The sequence below is a fragment of the Caulobacter segnis genome, from assembly GCF_023935105.1.
Taxonomy (GTDB): domain Bacteria; phylum Pseudomonadota; class Alphaproteobacteria; order Caulobacterales; family Caulobacteraceae; genus Caulobacter; species Caulobacter segnis_B.
In genome coordinates, this window is record NZ_CP096040.1 from 3235205 (window position 1) to 3252020 (window position 16816).

Genomic DNA, 16816 nt, shown 5'->3' on the forward strand with positions numbered 1-16816 from the left:
TCGGCGGAGTCTATGCGGTCACGTGCGAGGGTTTCCGCCGTTTCCAGGGCCCATGACGCGAGGAGCCCTCCCGCCGCCCCGCGCCGACGCTTACCTTTCCCGGCGCCGTTGCGCTAAGCGTGGGGCGACGATCATCAAGGACGGCTCATGACCGATCAGCGCAAGGACCTCGACCGGATCGACATCAAGATCCTGGCGCTGCTGCAGCGCCAGGGCCGGGTCACCAAGGCCGCGATGGGCGAACTCGTCGGGCTGTCGGCGTCGCGCTGCTGGGAGCGCATGAAGCGACTGGAGAAATCCAAGATCGTCAGGGGCTATCACGCCGAGATCGACCTTGGCCGGCTGGCCAAGCTCTCGACCTTCGTCGTGCAGATCAAGCTGACCGACTATTCGTACGCCAAGGCCAAGGTCTTCGAGGCCGGGATCGCCGACCTGCCCAATGTCATCAGCTGCCAGTCGGTTCTGGGTGGGGTCGACTATCTGATCACGGTGGCCGCCTTCGGCATCGAGCACTACCAGACGATCATGGAACACATGCTCGACACCCTGAACGTCTCGTTCGACTATGTGACCCTGCCCGTGACCAAGAAGCTGAAAGGCGAAGCCAGTCTCGACCTGACCGCCCTGCTGGCCACCGCCCAAGAGCTCGAGACCTGACGCCTATCCCCAGAGGTCCGGCCCGTTCGGCCTCAGCCAGCCGTCTTGGTAGCCGAACCCGCCGTCGACATCGCGAACCAGCTGCATCGGGCAATCCAGGTCGACGATCTCGCAGGCTTGCGCCAGCAGCAGCGCCGGCGCGATGCCCAAAGAGGTGCCCTCCATGCAGCCGACCATCAGCCGCAGGCCCCGCTGCCGCGCCGCCTCCGCCAAGGCCAAGGCTTCGGTCAGCCCGCCAGCCTTGTCCAGCTTGATGTTGCAGAACGCATAGCGTCCCACGACCCGATCCAGGTCCGCGCGATCGTCGAACGACTCGTCCGCGCAGAGCGGTACGGCGCCGCGATAGTCGAGAAGCTCGTCGTCATGACCGACCGGCAGCGGTTGTTCCAGCAGTTCCACGCCCAACTGGGCCATGCGCGGCGCGCGGTCGTTCAGCTGCGCCAGCGTCCAGCCCTGGTTGGCGTCGGCGATCAAGCGGGCCTGGGGCGCGGCCGCGCGGATCGCCTCCAGCCGCACCATGTCGTCTGCGTCGCCCAGCTTGACCTTCAGCGCCGCGTAGCGCTGGGCCCAGCGCGCGGCCTTCGCGCCCATGGTCGCCGGCGTGTCCATGCCCAAGGTGACGAAGGTCTCGACGGGCCGCAACGGCGTCAGGCCCGCGCGCGCCGCGGCGGACACGCCTGAGCGTTTGGCCTCGAGGTCCCATAGCGCGCAATCAACGGCGTTGCGCGCGCCGCCCGGCGGCAAGTCCGTCGCCAGGCGCGCACGGTCCAGCGCCTCGCCGCGATCCAGCCGTTCGGAAAGGTCCCTGAGCTGGAGCAGCATCCGATCGGGCGTGTCGCCGCGATAGTCGACGCCCGCCGCCTCGCCACGCCCGGTGACGCCGTCGGCCTCGATCTCGACCTCGACGACCAGGGCTTCGGTATAGGCCTTGCGCGCGATGACGAAGGGCTCGGTCAGGGCGTGGACCCGCTCGCGCGCGGTCAGCCGCATCAGGCCGCGCCTCGCCGTACCGCTCCCGCCAGCAGGGCGTCGACGATCACCGCCACGCCGGTGCGCACCGGGTCGCAGCAGGGCACGCCCAATTCGTCGGCCGTCTCGCTCAGATAGATCGCGGCCGCCTCGGGCGACAGGCGCGAGGTGTTGACGCAGACCCCGGCGAAGCGGACGGCGGGGTTGGTCAGACGCGCCAGCCGCAGGTTCAGCTCGGCCGCCTCGACCAGGCTGGGCGTCGGAAAGGCCTCCAGCCCGTCGATGGCCGTCCGGGTGGCGTCGTGGCAGAGGACCAGCGCGTCGGGCTGGCTGCCGTGCAGCAGGCCCAGGGTGACGCCCGCATAGGCGGGATGGAACAACGACCCCTGCCCCTCGACGACGTCCCAATGGTCGTCGCCGGCCGCCGGACTGAGGGCCTCGGCCGCGCCGGCCACGAAGTCCGAGACGATGGCGTCGATCGGCGCGCCGGATCCGGCGATGAAGATGCCGGTCTGGCCCGTGGCGCGAAAATCCGCGTCCACGCCGCGCGCCTTGAGTTCCTTGGCGATCGCCAGGGCGGCGTACATCTTGCCCACGGCGCAGTCGGTGCCGACCGTAAGCAGGCGCTGGCCACCGCGCTTGGCGCCCTCGCCGACCACGTTGAACCGGGGGTCTGGTTCCCGCGCCTCCAATAGCCGTCGTCCCAGTCGCTCGGCCGTCTCCCGAACCCGCGGCAAGCTGGCCAAGCGTGTGTGGAGCCCGGAGATCAGGTCCAATCCGGCTTCCAACGCCTCGATCAGCACCGCCTCCCAGTGCGGTGGGATGAAGCCGCCGGCGTTGGCCACCCCGATCAGCAGCGAGCGCGCTCCAGCCGCCCTGGCGGCGGCGGGCGTCATGTCGGGCAGGCCAAGATCGACCTCGCAGCCTTGCAGGCGAAGCTGGCCGACACAGGCGTCCGGCCGCCAGTAGGCCACGCCCAAAGCGGTCTTGGCGCTGACCCGATCAACGTCGGCCAGGAACATCAGGCTCGGATAGGGAAAATCCACGGCGGGCTCTCGTGTTGGCGCGTTGAGGCGGCGGAGACCTTGCCTAGGCGGCGAAGGACCGGTTGCGGGAATGACTGATCGAGGACCGCAGGCGCGAGGTCATGACGGCGTCGACGCCGCGCAGCCGCGCGATCCTGGCGATCAGCGCGTCCAGGGCCTCGGCGTGCGAGGCCTCGACAACCGCGACGAGGTCATAGTCGCCCGAAATCTGGTGCAGGGCGGTCAGGCCGGCGATCTCGGCCAGGGCCTGCTCGGCCCCGACGATGTCGCACCGCGCCAGCCGCAGCATCACGTGGGCGCGCAGCATATCGTCGGGACGGCCGGCGTCGGCCGCGACACCCAGAAATCCGGGCCCGGTGTCGATCTGCTGGAGGCTCAAGACGTTTCTCCGCTGAAGCTCACGCATCAGCTTATGTCGGCGCGCGCCCAGGAAAGCGCCGACTTGCCCGGATCCAGCGAGAGAAACTGTCGCTGATCGTTCTAGCGCAGGACTTTCGTCGCCAGCAGGATCGAAGAGGTTGTCCGCTCGATGCCCTCGATCTCGCCGATACGGTCGATCAGCGCATTGAGCTCACCGACGGTCTCGGCCTCGACCACCGCGATCAGATCATACTCGCCGCTGATCGCATGCAGCGCCGAAAGCTCGGGGATGGCCGCCAGGGCTTCCTCGATGGTCTTGGTGTGCTTCAGCTGGGCCTTGATCATCACCTGAGCGCGGATCAGCCGCCGATCATAGGGATCGCCGAGCCGTACGGTGTAGCCGCCGATGACTCCGTCCTCCTCCAGGCGGCTGAGACGGGCATAGACATTGGCGCGAGACAGGCCCAGGTCGCTCGCCAGCTTGGTCACCGGCTGGCGAGAATCCTCCCGCAGCATGGCCAGCAGGCGGCGATCCAGGTCGCTCAGTCCCCGGTCATCCGATTTCGGCAAGCCTTGTCCCCCTGCTGGCGCTCGAGATCAACGCGGTGAAGGCTCGTCGGCATAGATCGCCGTGCGCGGCGCGGGCGCCGCCGAGGAAATCGCGCCGCGATACATGCCCAGGTCGTTCATGCCAAACGCCGCCTGGCCCTGGCCGTCGATGGCGATCAATCCGCCGTCGCCGCCGATCTTGGTGATCGAGGCCATGGTCCCGTCCGCGGCCTGCTGGATGGTCTCGCCCTTCCAGGCGACCCGGTCGCAGACCTGACGCGCGGCGCTTTCGCGGATGAAGTACTCGCCCGAGCCGGTGGCCGACACCGCACACACCCCGTCTCGCGCGTAAGTCCCCGCGCCGATGATCGGGCTGTCGCCGATCCGGCCCCAGCGCTTGCCAGTCATGCCGCCGGTCGAGGTCGCGGCGGCGACGTGGCCGGCCTGGTCCAGAGCGACCGCGCCGACCGTGCCGAAGAGGTGGGTGGGATCCAGCATGGCTTGGTGATCCTTGCGCCAGGCCAGCAGCTGTTTCCAGCGCTCTTCGGTATAGAAGTACTCCGGCGGCGCCTGTTCCAGGCCCATCTCCTTTGAGAACTGGTCCGCGCCGTCACGGGCCAACAGCACGTGAGGCGACTTCTCCATGACCGCGCGGGCTAGGCTGATGGGATTGCGCGTGCGCGTCACGCCCGCGACGGCGCCGGCCTTCAAGGTAGCGCCGTCCATGATCGCCGCATCCAGCTCGTTACGCCCCTCGGCGGTGAAGACCGCGCCTTTGCCGGCGTTGAACAGAGGATTGTCCTCCAGAACCCGCACGGCGGCCTCGACGGCGTCGAGGCTGGAGCCGCCGGCCTTCAGGACCTTGGCGCCCGCCTCCAGCGCGGCGTCCAGGCCGGCGCGGAAGGCCTTGTCCTTCTCGGGTGTAAGCTCCCCGCGCTCGAGCACGCCCGCGCCGCCATGCACGGCGAGAGACCATTTGGGCGCGCTGTCGGCCGCCGCCGCGGGTGAAGCCAGCGCCAGGACGGTCAGGGCGATGCAGGCGAAGCGGCGAAGGGTCGGAGCGGTCATCTTTGATCTCGGTCTTTACGGACGGTCGGGCGGGTCTATCGGTCGCTGCGGACCAGGGTTCCCTTGTCGACCCGCGCGGTGATCGTGAAGGCGGGCTTGGTGACTTCGAAGGTCTTGAAATCGAGCGTGCTGTCCGGACCCAGCCCAACGATCGGGAACGATGCATAGGTCAGCGGCTGTCCGGCGATGATGGTGGCCGGCTTCTTCAGAGGACGCACCAGCCAAGCATGGCCAGGGCCGTAGTAGCGGCCGACGCCCTGCCCGTCGATCAGCATGGCCCCGGCCTCGTCGACGCCCAGGCCGGTGATCGCGGTGTCGTTCTCCTCCTGAACGAGCCGTCCCACGAAGGTCACCAGCCGTCCCTGCCGATCGCGCTTGTCGAAGTGGGTGTCGGTGATGACCTTCGAGAGATAGGGCAGATGCAGAAAGTCGCGCACCAGCGTGACGCTGGCCCCGGTCGGGTTCTTCAGCGCATCCGGCGAGGTCAGGCTGATCGAATCCAGGCAGCCGTAGACATAGCCGCCCAGCACCGCCAGCCCAGCGCTGGTGCCGCCGATCGGCTTGCCGGCCTTGACGTGGGCGTCCAGCGCCTTGTTCAGCGCCGTGCCCTTCCACGCTCGTACGTAATTGCTCTGGTCGCCGCCGCCGAAGAAGATGCCGTCAGCGCGGGCGATGATCGCCAGGAGCTTGGGATCCTCGCCGGCGTCTTCGTCGTGGATCACCAAGGTCTCGACCGACGCCACGCCGCCGACGTCGTTGTAGATCTCGTCCTGCAGCTCGCGGCCACCGCGGGCGCGCAGCACGACGATGTGGCCGCCGCCGGACTGTTTGACGAACGTCCGGAAGGCTTCGATCGGCCAGTCGCCGCCGCCGAACAATCCCAGCAGCGGCCCCGTCTTGCCGGGCGTCGGCGCGCCGATATCGCCGATCTTGTAGTACTCGTATCCCGGTCCCACGGCGTCGGGCCCCGCCGGCGTATCGGCCCGCGCGGCGGTAGCGCCCATGAGCAATGCGGCCATGGCCATAGCCGACGCCAATCGAACCATCTGGCTTCCTCCATCAGGGCCCAGCCTAACCGCCCCGCGAATTTTCGCGATCGGTGACACGCGCTTCGCCGCCAGGAACAGCCCATTCGCTCAGCATCGCGGCGTGATGACCAAATTGCTGCACGCTGCGCGCAATATGTCCATAAGTTTTGACAATCTGTCATTTCCGACTTCCAATCTGAGAAAGTCGCGATCCAAATGGGCCCAATCTCGGAGCAACGCCGAGGTTCGAGCCCTAGAGGCAGGACCTCGGCGCAACAAAAAAGGGGGATAACGATGAAGACGCATCTTCTTCGCGCCAGCGCGCTGGCTGGCGCGGCCGGCCTTCTGATCGTCGGCCAGGCCGCCGCGCAGACGACGCCAACCACCAGCGACGACGCCGTCGATACGCTGGTGATCACCGGCTCGCGCATCCCCCGCATCGCGACCGAAGGCCCCGCCCCCGTCACCGTCATTACCAGCGACAACATCAAGGCCGCCGGCTTCAACAGCGTCCCGGACGTCATGCGCGCCCTGACCCAGAACGGCGGCGAAACCCAGACCCAGCAGTCGTCCAGCGGCATGGACTGGACCCCTGGCGCCCAGCAGGTCGATCTGCGCGGCCTGGGCCCCAACCACACGCTGGTGCTGGTCAATGGTCGCCGCATCGCCGACTTCCCCCTGCCCTACAATGGCAAGAGCGCCTTCACCGACACCTCGTCGATCCCGCTAGGCATGATCGACCGCATCGAGGTCCTGAGCGGCAGCGCCTCGGCCGTCTACGGCTCTGACGCCATCTCGGGCGTGGTGAACTTCAACCTGAAGAAAAAGGTCGACGGCACGACGGTGGACGTGACGTTCGGCGGATACGAGCACGGCGGCGGCGCCAGCCAGCGGGTGAACGTCTCCAGCGGCTATTCCAAGGGCGACTTCGATCTCGTGATCGGCGGCGAGTTCGTCAACCAGCGCCCGATGTGGGCTTACGAGCGCGACATCCAGGACAGCACCAAGGACAGCCCCAGCAGCCGCACGGCCATCGCACGGCGCGACTTCCTGCGCATGGATCCGTCGGAAGACGTCTATGTCGATCCCGGCGCGAGCACCTGCAAGACGCTCTCGAAACTGAACGGCGGATCGATCGAATATGTGAGCCGCCCTGGCTGGGGCCTCGATGGCGATCCCGGCTACTATTGCGGCAGCTACAGCTCGATCGGCTATGGCACGATCGTCAGCGAGCGAAAGAGCGCCAATGTGGTCGCCTCGCTGAACTACGCACCGCGCGACAACCTCTCGTTCTTCGCCGACATCTCAGCCGGCTACAGTCGCACGCGACAATTCCAGGACGTCCTGAACTGGGAGTACCAGGACGCCAACGGCAGCGAGGACGGGATCTTCTACAACCAGTTCACCGGCGCGCTGGATCTCTGGCACCGCAACTTCACGCCCGAGGAAATGGGCGGGCTGAACAAGGGCTTCATCAAGAACGTCTCGCGCACCCTCAGTATCACGCCAGGGGTGAAGGGCTCGCTGGGCGGCGGCTGGGAGTACGAGGCCTTCTACAACTTCAGCCAGTACAAGTCTTCGATCAGCTGGCCCAAGGTCGTCACCTCGAAGGCCACCGCCTTCTTCCTGGGCCAGCAACTGGGCGTCGACGCCGATAGCGGCTATCCCATCTTCAACGCCGATCCGGCACGCCTCTACACGCCCCTGACCACGGCGCAGCTCAACGCGATCACGGCGCGAACGACCTACAGGCCGATCGCGCGCCAGCAGGGCGTGTCGTTCCAGGTCAACAAGGCCGATCTCTTCAGCTTGCCGGCCGGCCCGGTGGGCTTCGCGGCGGTCGCCGAATATGGCCACCAGTCCTACAGGCTGGGCCTCGATCCGCTGGCCACCGTAAACTACTATTACGGTCTGCGGGACGCCGACGGTTCAGGATCTCGCGATCGCTGGGGCGTCGGCTACGAGTTCCGGGTTCCGCTGCTGCGCAGTCTCGAGCTTTCGACCGCAGGTCGCTATGACGGTTACAAGTACGGCGGCAACACGATCGACAAGTTCACCTACAACGGCGGCCTCGAGTGGCGGCCGGTGAAGACCCTGCTGTTGCGCGCCGCCTACGGCACCGGCTTCCGCGCCCCGGACCTGCACTACGTGTTCGCCAGGGAAGGCATCAGCCACCCCTCGGGCACCGACTACTACCGCTGCCGCAGCGAGGAGCCGGACGAGGACATCGGCGACTGCAGCTATGCCGACGAAGGTCTGGTCAAGGTTCGCCTGGGCAACGCCAAGCTCAAGCCCGAGACCTCGAAGTCGTTCAATTACGGCGCGGTCTGGTCGCCCGTCCGCAACTTCGACATCTCGGTGGACTACTTCCGCGTCCAGTTGGACAACGCCGTGCTCGACATGAGCCTGGACAGCGTCCTGCGCCAGGAAGCCGACTGCCGGATCGGCAAGACTTCGGCCGGGACCGCCGTCAGCGCCGCCTCGCCGACCTGCGTCGACGCCCTGGCGCGTGTGAAACGCAACCCGCTGACCGCCGCCATCAATCCGGGCGCGATCAGCACCGTGACGATCAATCCGATCAACGTCGCCACCGAGCGCACCACCGGCATCGACGTGGCGGCCCACTATCGCTGGCCGACCGACAGCCTGGGGACGTTCAACTTCAGCCTCGCCCATACCTGGGTGCATAACCACACCAGCCGCCAATACCCCGGCGATCCGGTCGAGAACCAGCTGGCCTTCGACAGCGGCTACGACATCCCGCGCACCAAGAGCAGCGCGGCGATCAACTGGACGCTCGGCGCGCTCAGCATCGGCCTGCACGGTCAGCGCCTGGACCGGATCCCCAACTACAACGAGGACGGCTGGACCAAGGCGACCTACATGTTCAACGCCACGGCCCAGTACGAGATCAACGACCGCACGCGCGTGAGCCTGGCCGTCGACAACCTGCTGGACAAGAACCCGCCGCGCGATCCGACCTACTCGGGCTATCCATACTACGACACCTCGTGGTTCTCCTCGACGGGACGCAGCTACTACCTGCAGCTGACGCACAAGTTCGGCGGCGCCAGCGGCCTGTAAGGCATGGGCGGAGCGGTCCGCGCGACCGCTCCGCCACTTCCCGCGAGGAGATCCGCATGACGCCCAGGCTGACCTTGGCCCTGTGTCTGGTCCTGACGACCGCATCGGTCGCACTGGCCGGTCCCAAGCCTGCCGCGCCGACACCGCCGATCCCCGCGGCGCGGGCCATCGATTATCCGGGCGTCATCGAGCTCAAGGTCGATGTCAGCGATACGACGCGCAAGGTGTTCCGGGTCACCGAGATCCTTCCGGTGACGCCTGGCTCCCTAGTGCTCTCGTTGCCCAAATGGATCCCCGGGGAGCATTCGCCCAGCGCCCAGATCGTGCTGATGAGCGGCTTTTCGATCACCACCGACGACGGCCGCCGCCTGGCCTGGCGGCGCGACCCGGTCGAGATGACGGCCTTCCACGTCGATGTCCCGGCTGGGGTCCAATCCCTCACCATCCAGCTGGAACAGCCCACGGCCCAGCCCGGCGGCCCTGTGCGGATCGCGGTGACACCCAATCTGGTGCTGCTGAAATGGACGGCCGTCGCCCTCTATCCGGCCGGCTACGAGGTCGGCCGCATTCGCGTCCGCCCGACCCTGACCGTCCCGGCGGGCTGGAGCCTCGCCACCGCCCTGGACGGCGCGGAGACCACCGGCGCGACCACGCGCTTCGCCGCCACCAGCTTCGAAACCTTGATGGATTCCCCGGTCTATGCCGGCCGCCACAAGGCGAGCTTCGACCTCGCTCCGGGATCGCCGCGGCCAGTGCGCCTGAACGTTTTCGCGGACGATCCCAAGGACCTGAAGGCGACCCCGGCCCAGATCGAGGTCCATCGCCGCCTGATCCAGCAAACCGACAAGCTGTTCGGCGGAGCGCGCAACTTCGACCACTACGACTTCCTGCTCAGCCTGAACCCCACGGTAGGCTATCTGGGCGCCGAGCATCAGCGGTCCAGCGAGAACGGCTACAGCTCGGCGGGCTATTTCACGGCCTGGGAGACCGCCTTCAGCGGCCGCGACATCCTGGCCCACGAATATGTACACGCCTGGAACGGCAAGCACCGGCGTCCGGCCGACCTGTGGACGCCGGACTACACGACGCCGATGCGCAACAGCCTGCTCTGGGTCTATGAGGGCCTGACCGAATACTACGGCGACACGCTAGCGACGCGGTCGGGTCTCTATTCGCCCGAGCAGATGCGCCAGCGCCTGGCCCTGATCGCGGCCAATGCCCAAGCCACGCCGGGCCGCAGCTGGCGCAGTCTGCGGGACACGACGAACGCCTACATCATGAACTCGGCGGGCGGCACGGGCTCCACCAGCTGGCTGCGGTCGCTCGACTACTACGAAGAGGGCCAGCTGCTGTGGCTGGACGTCGACACCCTGATCCGCGAGCGCACCCATGGCGCCAGATCGCTGGACGATTTCGCCCGCGCCTTCTTCGGCGTGGACGACGGCGACATGAGCGTTTCGACCTACGACTTCGAGGATGTCGTCGCCGCCTTGAACGCGGTGACGCCCTACGACTGGGCCAGTTTCCTCAATGCCCGCCTCGACGCCCACGATCGCGCGCCGCTCGACGGCCTGGCGCGTTCGGGTTGGGGCCTGGTCTTCGAGACGCGGCCGTCGGCCTATGTCACCGCCTATGAGAACGACGCCGAGGTCAGCCTGTTGACCTTCTCGCTGGGCGCGGAGATCGGCCGGGACGGCGCGGTCAAGGAAACGCTCTGGGACGGTCCGCTCTTCCGGGCCGGCGTCATCGCCGGAACCCGGATCGTCAGGGTCGCCGGCAAGCCCTACACTCCCGAGGCCCTGAACGCCGCGATCATCGCGGCCGCCAAGCCAGGCTCGCCCCCGATCACGCTCGGTGTGAAGGCCGACGACCAGGTCCGCGTCGTTCGGGTCCCCTATCACGGCGGTCCGAGATATCCGCGCCTGAAGCGTCTGACGCAGACTCCCGACCGGCTTGAGCAGATTCTCTCGGCCCGATAGGCGACGCACGCGGCGGGCAACGCGGCCATGTCAGACTGGACGAGACCGCCAGGTCCACCATCCCATTTCAGGGCTGGCGTACGTTGATGGCTGGCCGCCGCCTCCGCTCCAGTCGTCGCGCGGCAAAAATCCAAAGCTGTGGATCCACCGTCCACCTGCGCCGTTTCAACGGTGCAGCTGCCGCCAAAAAGACAAACTACACGTTGTATTGCCCACAATCTGGAGGTGACATGGCCCAGGACTGCCGGACCGCTGAGTTCTCGTTTTTGGTGCCGGACGACTGGAAGGACCGCCGGGTGATCGCCTGGTCCAGCCAGCCTCGTCCCGGACAGGCGGTGGTTCCCAACATCCTGGCCACCTACGACCGACTTCCGACCGACAAGACCATCGAGGCGTTTGTTGACGCGCAGGCAGCGGACCTGGCCCGCCAGGCCAAGAAGTTCAGTCTGATTGGCCGGCGCGAGGTGCTCATCGACGGCCGCCGCGGCCTGGAGATCCTGTTCCGGTGGGACGCCGGTTCGGGCCTCTTGCGCCAGCGCCAAATCTACGTGCCGCTCGACGACGGCAGGCTGATCACGCTGGTGAACACGGCGCTGGACAGCGAGTTCGAGGCCGTCGACCCGCTGTTCCTGGACATGCTGAGCGGCTTCAAGTGGTTGTAGGCTTGGAGTTCTAAGCGATGGAAGCCGCGCTTGCCGCCGCCCGCGTGGGCGATCAGATCGAGCATTCCAATGCGATGCTGGGCTTTCTGATCGGCGCGGCCGTCGGCTTGGCGGTGGGCGTGGCCCTGCTCGGCGCCGTCGTGGCCGCGCCGTTCACCGGCGGCCTCTCTCTTTGCGCGGGGGTCGCCGCGGTGGCCGCCTTGGGAGGCATAGTCGCGGGGGTCGGCGCGGGAGCCATGGCCGGCGGCGTACTGGGCGGGCTGATGAGCGTGCCGAGCGGCCCCATCATCACCGGCTCCCTGAACGTCTTCGTCAATGGCATCCCCGCCGCGCGCGGCGTCCGGGACATTGTCGCCTGCATCAAGCACGGCCAGGTCCCGAAGCGGATCGCCCAGGGCAGCAAGACCGTCGGCATCAACAGCCTGCCGGCGGCCCGCAAGGGCGACAAGACCGAGTGCGACGGGACGATCGCCGCCGGCTCGCCCAACGTCTTCATCGGCGCCGAGCCGGGCACCTTCCTGCCGATCAGCCCCGAAATCCCCGAATGGATGAGCGCCACCGCCAAGTGGATGATGATCATCGGCGGCGGCGTGGCCTTGGGCGCGGGCCTGCTCGGCGCGGCGCTGGGCGGCCTGGCCGCGGTCGCCGCCTTTGTCGGCGAGGTCGGGCTGGCGGTGGTGACCAGCGCCGCCGGCAAGATGATCGGCGGGGCGATCGGCGAGGCCTTCTGGGGCGAGAAGGGCCGCATTGCCGGCGAGACGATCGGCGAATTGGCCGGCGTGCCCGGCGCTCGCAACGCGATCCGCAGCCTTCGTGGCCATCCGGTCGACGTGGCGACCGGCGAGCTGATCGTCGAATACACCGACTTCGAACTGCCCGGTCCCCTGCCCCTGACCTGGACGCGGCGCTGGAACTCCGCCTCGAACGTCAACGGCGATCTCGGCTGGGGCTGGTCGCACCCGTTCGACATGGCGCTGGAGGTCCTGCCGCGCGAGGGCCTCGTGCGCGCGCGCCTCGACGATGGTCGCCTGACCTTCTTCCCGATCCCCAGGCCGGGCGAGCCTATGGTCAACCTGGCCGAACAGCTGGTGTTGCACGCCCAGGCGGACAGCTATCGGCTCGGAAGCTATGACGGCCTGAACCATCTGTTCCAACGCCACCCCGACGGCGTTCACCGCCTGGCGGTCGTGCGCGACGGGGCCGGAAACCAGATCCGGATCGAGCGGGACGAGGTCGGGCGGATCCTGGCCCTGATCGACGCCGGCGGACGGCGGCTGCGGGTCGCCAGCGACGAAGCCGGACGGATCGTCGGCGTTGACGGCCCGCATCCCGACGAGCCTGGCGTCTGGCGGCGTCTGGTGTCCTACGCCTATGGCGCCGACGGCGACCTCGTGGAGGCGACCGACGCCCGCGGGGCCTCGGCGACCTACCGTCACGCCCAGCATCTGATCGTCGAGGAGCAAAGGCGCGGCGGATTCCGGTTCTACTTCCGCTGGGACAACCTGGCCTTGGGCCGTCGCGCCCGCTGCGTCGAGACCTGGGGCGACAACAACCTCTACCACTGCCGGTTCGACTACCGCCCCGACGACCATGTCACCGTGGTCGCCGACGACCAGGGCGCGGAGACGCTCTACGCCTACAACCGCATTGGCCTGGTGGTGCTGGAACGCGATCCGCTGGGACACGAGCAGCATTGGCTCTGGTCCGAGACCGGCGCCCTGCTGGAGTACAAGGATGGCGAAGGGCGCGCCTCCACCTTCGCCTATGACGATCTGAACCGTCTCGTGCGCCAGACAGGGCCGGACGGGGCCTCGACCGAGGCCGGTTTCGAGGCTGCGCTCGACGCCGCGTCGCTGGACTCGCCCAGCCTCGGCCTGCCGCTTTTCGCGACCACGCGCTCCGGCGGCGTCAACCGCTACGCCTACGATCATCGCGGCCAACTGATCTCGGCGATCGATCCCCTCGGGCGCGAAACCAGGTTCCTGCGAGACGAGCGCGGCCTGCCGCTGGCGATCCGCGACGACGAGGGCGTGCTCCGCCGTTTCGGCTGGGACGAGCAAGGCCTCTTGGCCTGGGAGACCGACGGCCGTGGCCGCGGCCGCGAGCTGCGCCACGACGCCCTCGGCCGGCCGCGCGCCGTCACGGTCGACGGCCAGACCACGCGTTATGAGCGCGACGAGAACGGCAACATCCTGACCATCACCCGCGCCCGCGACGGGGTGCGAGTGCGTCTGGCCTACGACGCCGAGGACAATGTCGTAGAGCATGTCGATCCAGGCGGACGGACGACCCGCTGGGAGTATGCCGGCCTGCCGGTCCCGATCGCGCGCACCGAGCCCTCCGGCGATACGCTGCGCTACGGTTATGACGGCGTGCTGAGGCTGGTCAGCCTTACCAACGCCAAGGGCGAGGTCCATCGCTTCGACACAGATCCCGCCGGGCGGGTGGTGCGCGAGACCGGGTTCGACGGACGCGAGATTCGCTATGCCTGGGACGCCAGCGACCTGATGGTCGAGCGCCGCGATGCGGCCGGCGCCACGCGCTTCCATCTCGACGAGGCTGGCCGGGTGATCCTGGTCAACTACCCCGACGGCCAGCGCCACCGCTTCGCCTGGGACGCGGCCGGGCGCCTGCTGTCGGCGGTCTCGCCGGAGCGTTCGGTTCGCCTGGCTTATGACGCGGCCGGACAACTGATCAGCGAACGTCAGGACGACCTTGCCCTTGTCCACCGCTACGACGGCCGGGGGCGGCGCACCGCCACGCGGCTGCCGGACGGACGCGAGGTGGCGGTCGTCTATGACGCTGGCGACGGTTTCACCGCGGTGTCTCTGGACGGCCGCGTGGTGGCCGCCGTGCAGCGCGACCAGGCCGGCCGCGAGGTGCTCCGGCGCGCTGGGGCGCTGGAAACCGCTAGCGAACACGATTCCGCTGGCTTCCTCGTGCGCCAGCACGCCCAACGCCGAGGCCACGCGACGCCGGTGATCGAGCGTCGCTACGCCTATGATCTCCACGGCCAACTCGTGGCGCTCAGCGACCTGGCGCGGGGCGAAAAGCGCTATCGCCACGACAGCAACGCCCGGCTGGTTGGGGTGGAGGGAGCGACACCGGAGGCCTTCGTCGCTGATCCTTCCGGCAACATGCTGCCAGTGGGGCCAGGCGGTGTCGAAGGTGTCGCCAGCGGCGATCGCTTGCGGGTCTGGGGCGACCGGCGCTTCGAGTACGACGCCAACGGGCGGCGGGTCCGCGAGCTGCGCGGAGCCGGAGACGGACGTGAGCTGCGTTACGCCTATGACGGGACGGGACGGCTCTCGGAGGTGGCGGAGCGCTCGCGCCGAGGCCTGCGGGTAACGCGGTTCGGCTACGACGCCCTGGGCCGGCGCGCCTGGAAGGAGACGCGCGAAGCGCCGCCGAACGCCGCCAACGCCGAGCCTGGCGCGCCGGCTCCAGAGCCGAATGTCGCGCGGACGGTGTTCTACTGGGATGGCGACGTGCTTCTGGCCGAAAGCGCGGCGGGCGCTCCCGATCCACTGTCGACCCTCTATCTGCATGAACCCGGCGCCTTCAAGCCGTTGGCCCTGGCGCGGCGGCGCGCGCCGGACGAGACTGCGGAGCTTCATCACTTCCAGCTGGACGTGGCGGGCACGCCGCAAGAGCTGACCAACGACAATGGCGAGGTCACTTGGCGGCGCGACTTCACGGTATGGGGCGCGGTGGCGCGCGAGGCGGAGTCGGAGGTGGACAACCCCATCCGCTTCCAGGGCCAGTATGCCGACGCGGAAACCGGCCTGCACTACAACCGCTTTCGCTACTACGACCCCCACGTCGCCCGATACGTCTCCCCCGATCCGATCGGCCTGGTGGGCGGCCCCAACCCCTATGCCTATGTCCCCGACCCGACCAGCTGGATCGACCCGCTGGGCTTGACGCCGTGCAAGTTTGATTGGAAGGCGGGCAGGCTTCGCGAGGTGGAAACAGGGCGCTTCCATCCCTGGCGCCCCGATCCGAAGACCTATATGTCAGCCGGGCAGATCGACGCGCATCTGGCGCCGTTCCGCAATGGTGCGGCTAAGATCGTCCCAAGCGCGCCGACGCGCCCCGTGGGCCCGCCGCAAGGGCACTACGTCATGTCGCGGTCCGATGCGGACGCGGTCATCAAGCGGACCGGCGGAGATCCCCGAAAACTGGAACAGGAGTTGGGGCTCGACAACGGCTATCTCGGTGATAAGCCGCAGCTCATCGCGATCGACAATCCGCAAGGATTGCGCATGCCGACGGGCAACGAGCCTGGCGCGAACGAGCATTGGATTCCTGGCGGCGTGACAAGCGGCGGCGTGCGCGAGGCGGTCATCAACCAGACGCCGCTCAGCGATATCAAGGTCATCCCGATCCCGCATTCACCTTAGGACGGAACATGGTGGAATATCTCGGCACCTGGCAGGGCGCACTGCTGCTGCGGCGGGGCAACACGTATTTCCAGCAGAGCGACGATGGGGCGCTGGGGCCGAAGTGGCGCGAGTTCCGCATCTCCAAGGCGGAGGCGGAGGCCATAATGGCCATGGGCCGGACGCAGTACGACATGGTCTTCGGCTACAATGACGACAATATTCCTCCGCCCGCCGACGAACCTTTCTGGCGCACCAACCCGGTCGAATATCTGAGCTGGCATCGCGATCACGATCCATCGCCTTGGTCGGAAATGGCCGATCAGGCGTTGCAGAAGCTGGGTGAGTCAGCCCCGCGCCGCAGCCATTGAGCGCTCCGGTTGCGACTTAAAGTCAGTGACAGCATGGCCGACCTTTCATCCATTGAGGTCTCATGCCGCCCAACCGATCGAGACAAGGTCATGCTGATCAAAGACCTGATCGAAGCCACTTTCGCCAAGACCGTGGAGCTCTGGGGCGAGCCCGTCGAAGGCATGGCCCCGAAGCTGTGGCCGCCCGAACCGATGGGACAAGGCGTTCCGACGATGGCGCCGTGGGTCAATCGTCCTTACAGCCCTATGCTGCGGGAGCGGTTCGAGATCTGTGGCCGCTGGACGATCGCCGCTCACGGCCACTGGCTTTCGACCGTCGACATGGAGGCGCTCTGGTCCGACGAGAAGACGGCGGCCGATCCGCTTCTGGAGGGCGTCCGGGAGCAACAGGTCGCCGGCATGGAGAATTGGGCGAACGAAGCCTCCAGCCTGTTCGGACCCGAGCGCCTCTCGCTGTTCGCCGGCAGCGACTACACCTACGAGAAGGTCTATCTTCTGTGGGTGGACTACAAGCCCGAGCCGGAGCTCTGGGTCTACGACGCTAACGGCGAGTCCCGTTATCGCGACCTGGCCGCCTATCTCCAGGCCTATCTGGACGACGACGTCAGCGCCGCCAACAACACCTGGCGAGCCTGAAACTGGTGGGCAAGGCGGCGGTTCG

The 16816-nt window shown here is 67.7% G+C and carries 13 protein-coding genes; 7 read left to right on the plus strand and 6 right to left on the minus strand.

Annotation, left to right across the window (positions count from 1 at the left end; genetic code table 11):
* The first annotated feature begins 147 nt into the window (after positions 1 to 147).
* Complete coding sequence (locus MZV50_RS15180; protein WP_252630072.1) at positions 148 to 657, plus strand: Lrp/AsnC family transcriptional regulator; 510 nt, start codon at positions 148 to 150, stop codon at positions 655 to 657.
* A 3-nt stretch (positions 658 to 660) separates the two neighbouring features.
* Here MZV50_RS15180 and MZV50_RS15185 read toward each other — a convergent pair whose 3' ends face one another.
* From MZV50_RS15185 to MZV50_RS15210, 6 genes are all read right to left on the minus strand, one after another.
* On the minus strand, positions 661 to 1647 hold the full coding sequence (locus MZV50_RS15185) for a dipeptide epimerase (protein WP_252630073.1): 987 nt from the start codon (positions 1645 to 1647) through the stop codon (positions 661 to 663).
* Positions 1647 to 2672 (minus strand): DUF1611 domain-containing protein, encoded by a 1026-nt coding sequence (locus tag MZV50_RS15190; RefSeq protein ID WP_252630074.1) that lies wholly within the window; start codon positions 2670 to 2672, stop codon positions 1647 to 1649. Before MZV50_RS15190 ends, MZV50_RS15185 begins: the two co-directional genes overlap by 1 nt.
* A gap of 43 nt (positions 2673 to 2715) precedes the next feature.
* Positions 2716 to 3051 (minus strand): Lrp/AsnC ligand binding domain-containing protein, encoded by a 336-nt coding sequence (locus MZV50_RS15195; protein ID WP_252630075.1) that lies wholly within the window; start codon positions 3049 to 3051, stop codon positions 2716 to 2718.
* 101 nt (positions 3052 to 3152) lie between these two features.
* Positions 3153 to 3602, minus strand: a complete 450-nt coding sequence (locus tag MZV50_RS15200) for an Lrp/AsnC family transcriptional regulator (RefSeq protein ID WP_252630076.1) — start codon at positions 3600 to 3602, stop codon at positions 3153 to 3155.
* A gap of 27 nt (positions 3603 to 3629) precedes the next feature.
* Complete coding sequence (locus tag MZV50_RS15205; protein WP_252630077.1) at positions 3630 to 4649, minus strand: isoaspartyl peptidase/L-asparaginase family protein; 1020 nt, start codon at positions 4647 to 4649, stop codon at positions 3630 to 3632.
* A gap of 35 nt (positions 4650 to 4684) precedes the next feature.
* Positions 4685 to 5668 carry a cyanophycinase gene (locus MZV50_RS15210; RefSeq protein ID WP_252630079.1) on the minus strand — a complete coding sequence of 328 codons (984 nt, stop codon included), beginning with the start codon at positions 5666 to 5668 and terminating at the stop codon, positions 4685 to 4687.
* Between the two features lie 303 nt (positions 5669 to 5971).
* On the opposite strand from MZV50_RS15210, the gene MZV50_RS15215 reads away from it, so the two are divergent.
* The 6 genes from MZV50_RS15215 to MZV50_RS15240 all read left to right on the plus strand — a co-directional run bounded on the left by MZV50_RS15215 (position 5972) and on the right by MZV50_RS15240 (position 16791).
* Positions 5972 to 8761 carry a TonB-dependent receptor plug domain-containing protein gene (locus tag MZV50_RS15215; protein WP_252630081.1) on the plus strand — a complete coding sequence of 930 codons (2790 nt, stop codon included), beginning with the start codon at positions 5972 to 5974 and terminating at the stop codon, positions 8759 to 8761.
* 56 nt (positions 8762 to 8817) lie between these two features.
* A complete protein-coding gene (locus MZV50_RS15220) occupies positions 8818 to 10740 on the plus strand; it encodes a M61 family metallopeptidase (RefSeq protein ID WP_252630082.1) in 1923 nt (640 codons plus the stop codon).
* Positions 10741 to 10970: 230 nt separating this feature from the next.
* Positions 10971 to 11402 (plus strand): DcrB-related protein, encoded by a 432-nt coding sequence (locus tag MZV50_RS15225; protein WP_252630083.1) that lies wholly within the window; start codon positions 10971 to 10973, stop codon positions 11400 to 11402.
* A 17-nt stretch (positions 11403 to 11419) separates the two neighbouring features.
* Positions 11420 to 15805: an RHS repeat-associated core domain-containing protein gene (locus MZV50_RS15230; RefSeq protein WP_252630085.1), complete on the plus strand. Its 4386-nt coding sequence runs from the start codon at positions 11420 to 11422 to the stop codon at positions 15803 to 15805.
* Between the two features lie 8 nt (positions 15806 to 15813).
* Positions 15814 to 16155, plus strand: coding sequence for a hypothetical protein (locus MZV50_RS15235; RefSeq protein ID WP_252630086.1), 342 nt, complete (start codon positions 15814 to 15816; stop codon positions 16153 to 16155).
* A gap of 90 nt (positions 16156 to 16245) precedes the next feature.
* Positions 16246 to 16791, plus strand: a complete 546-nt coding sequence (locus tag MZV50_RS15240; RefSeq protein WP_252630088.1) for a hypothetical protein — start codon at positions 16246 to 16248, stop codon at positions 16789 to 16791.
* The last annotated feature ends 25 nt before the right edge of the window (positions 16792 to 16816 follow it).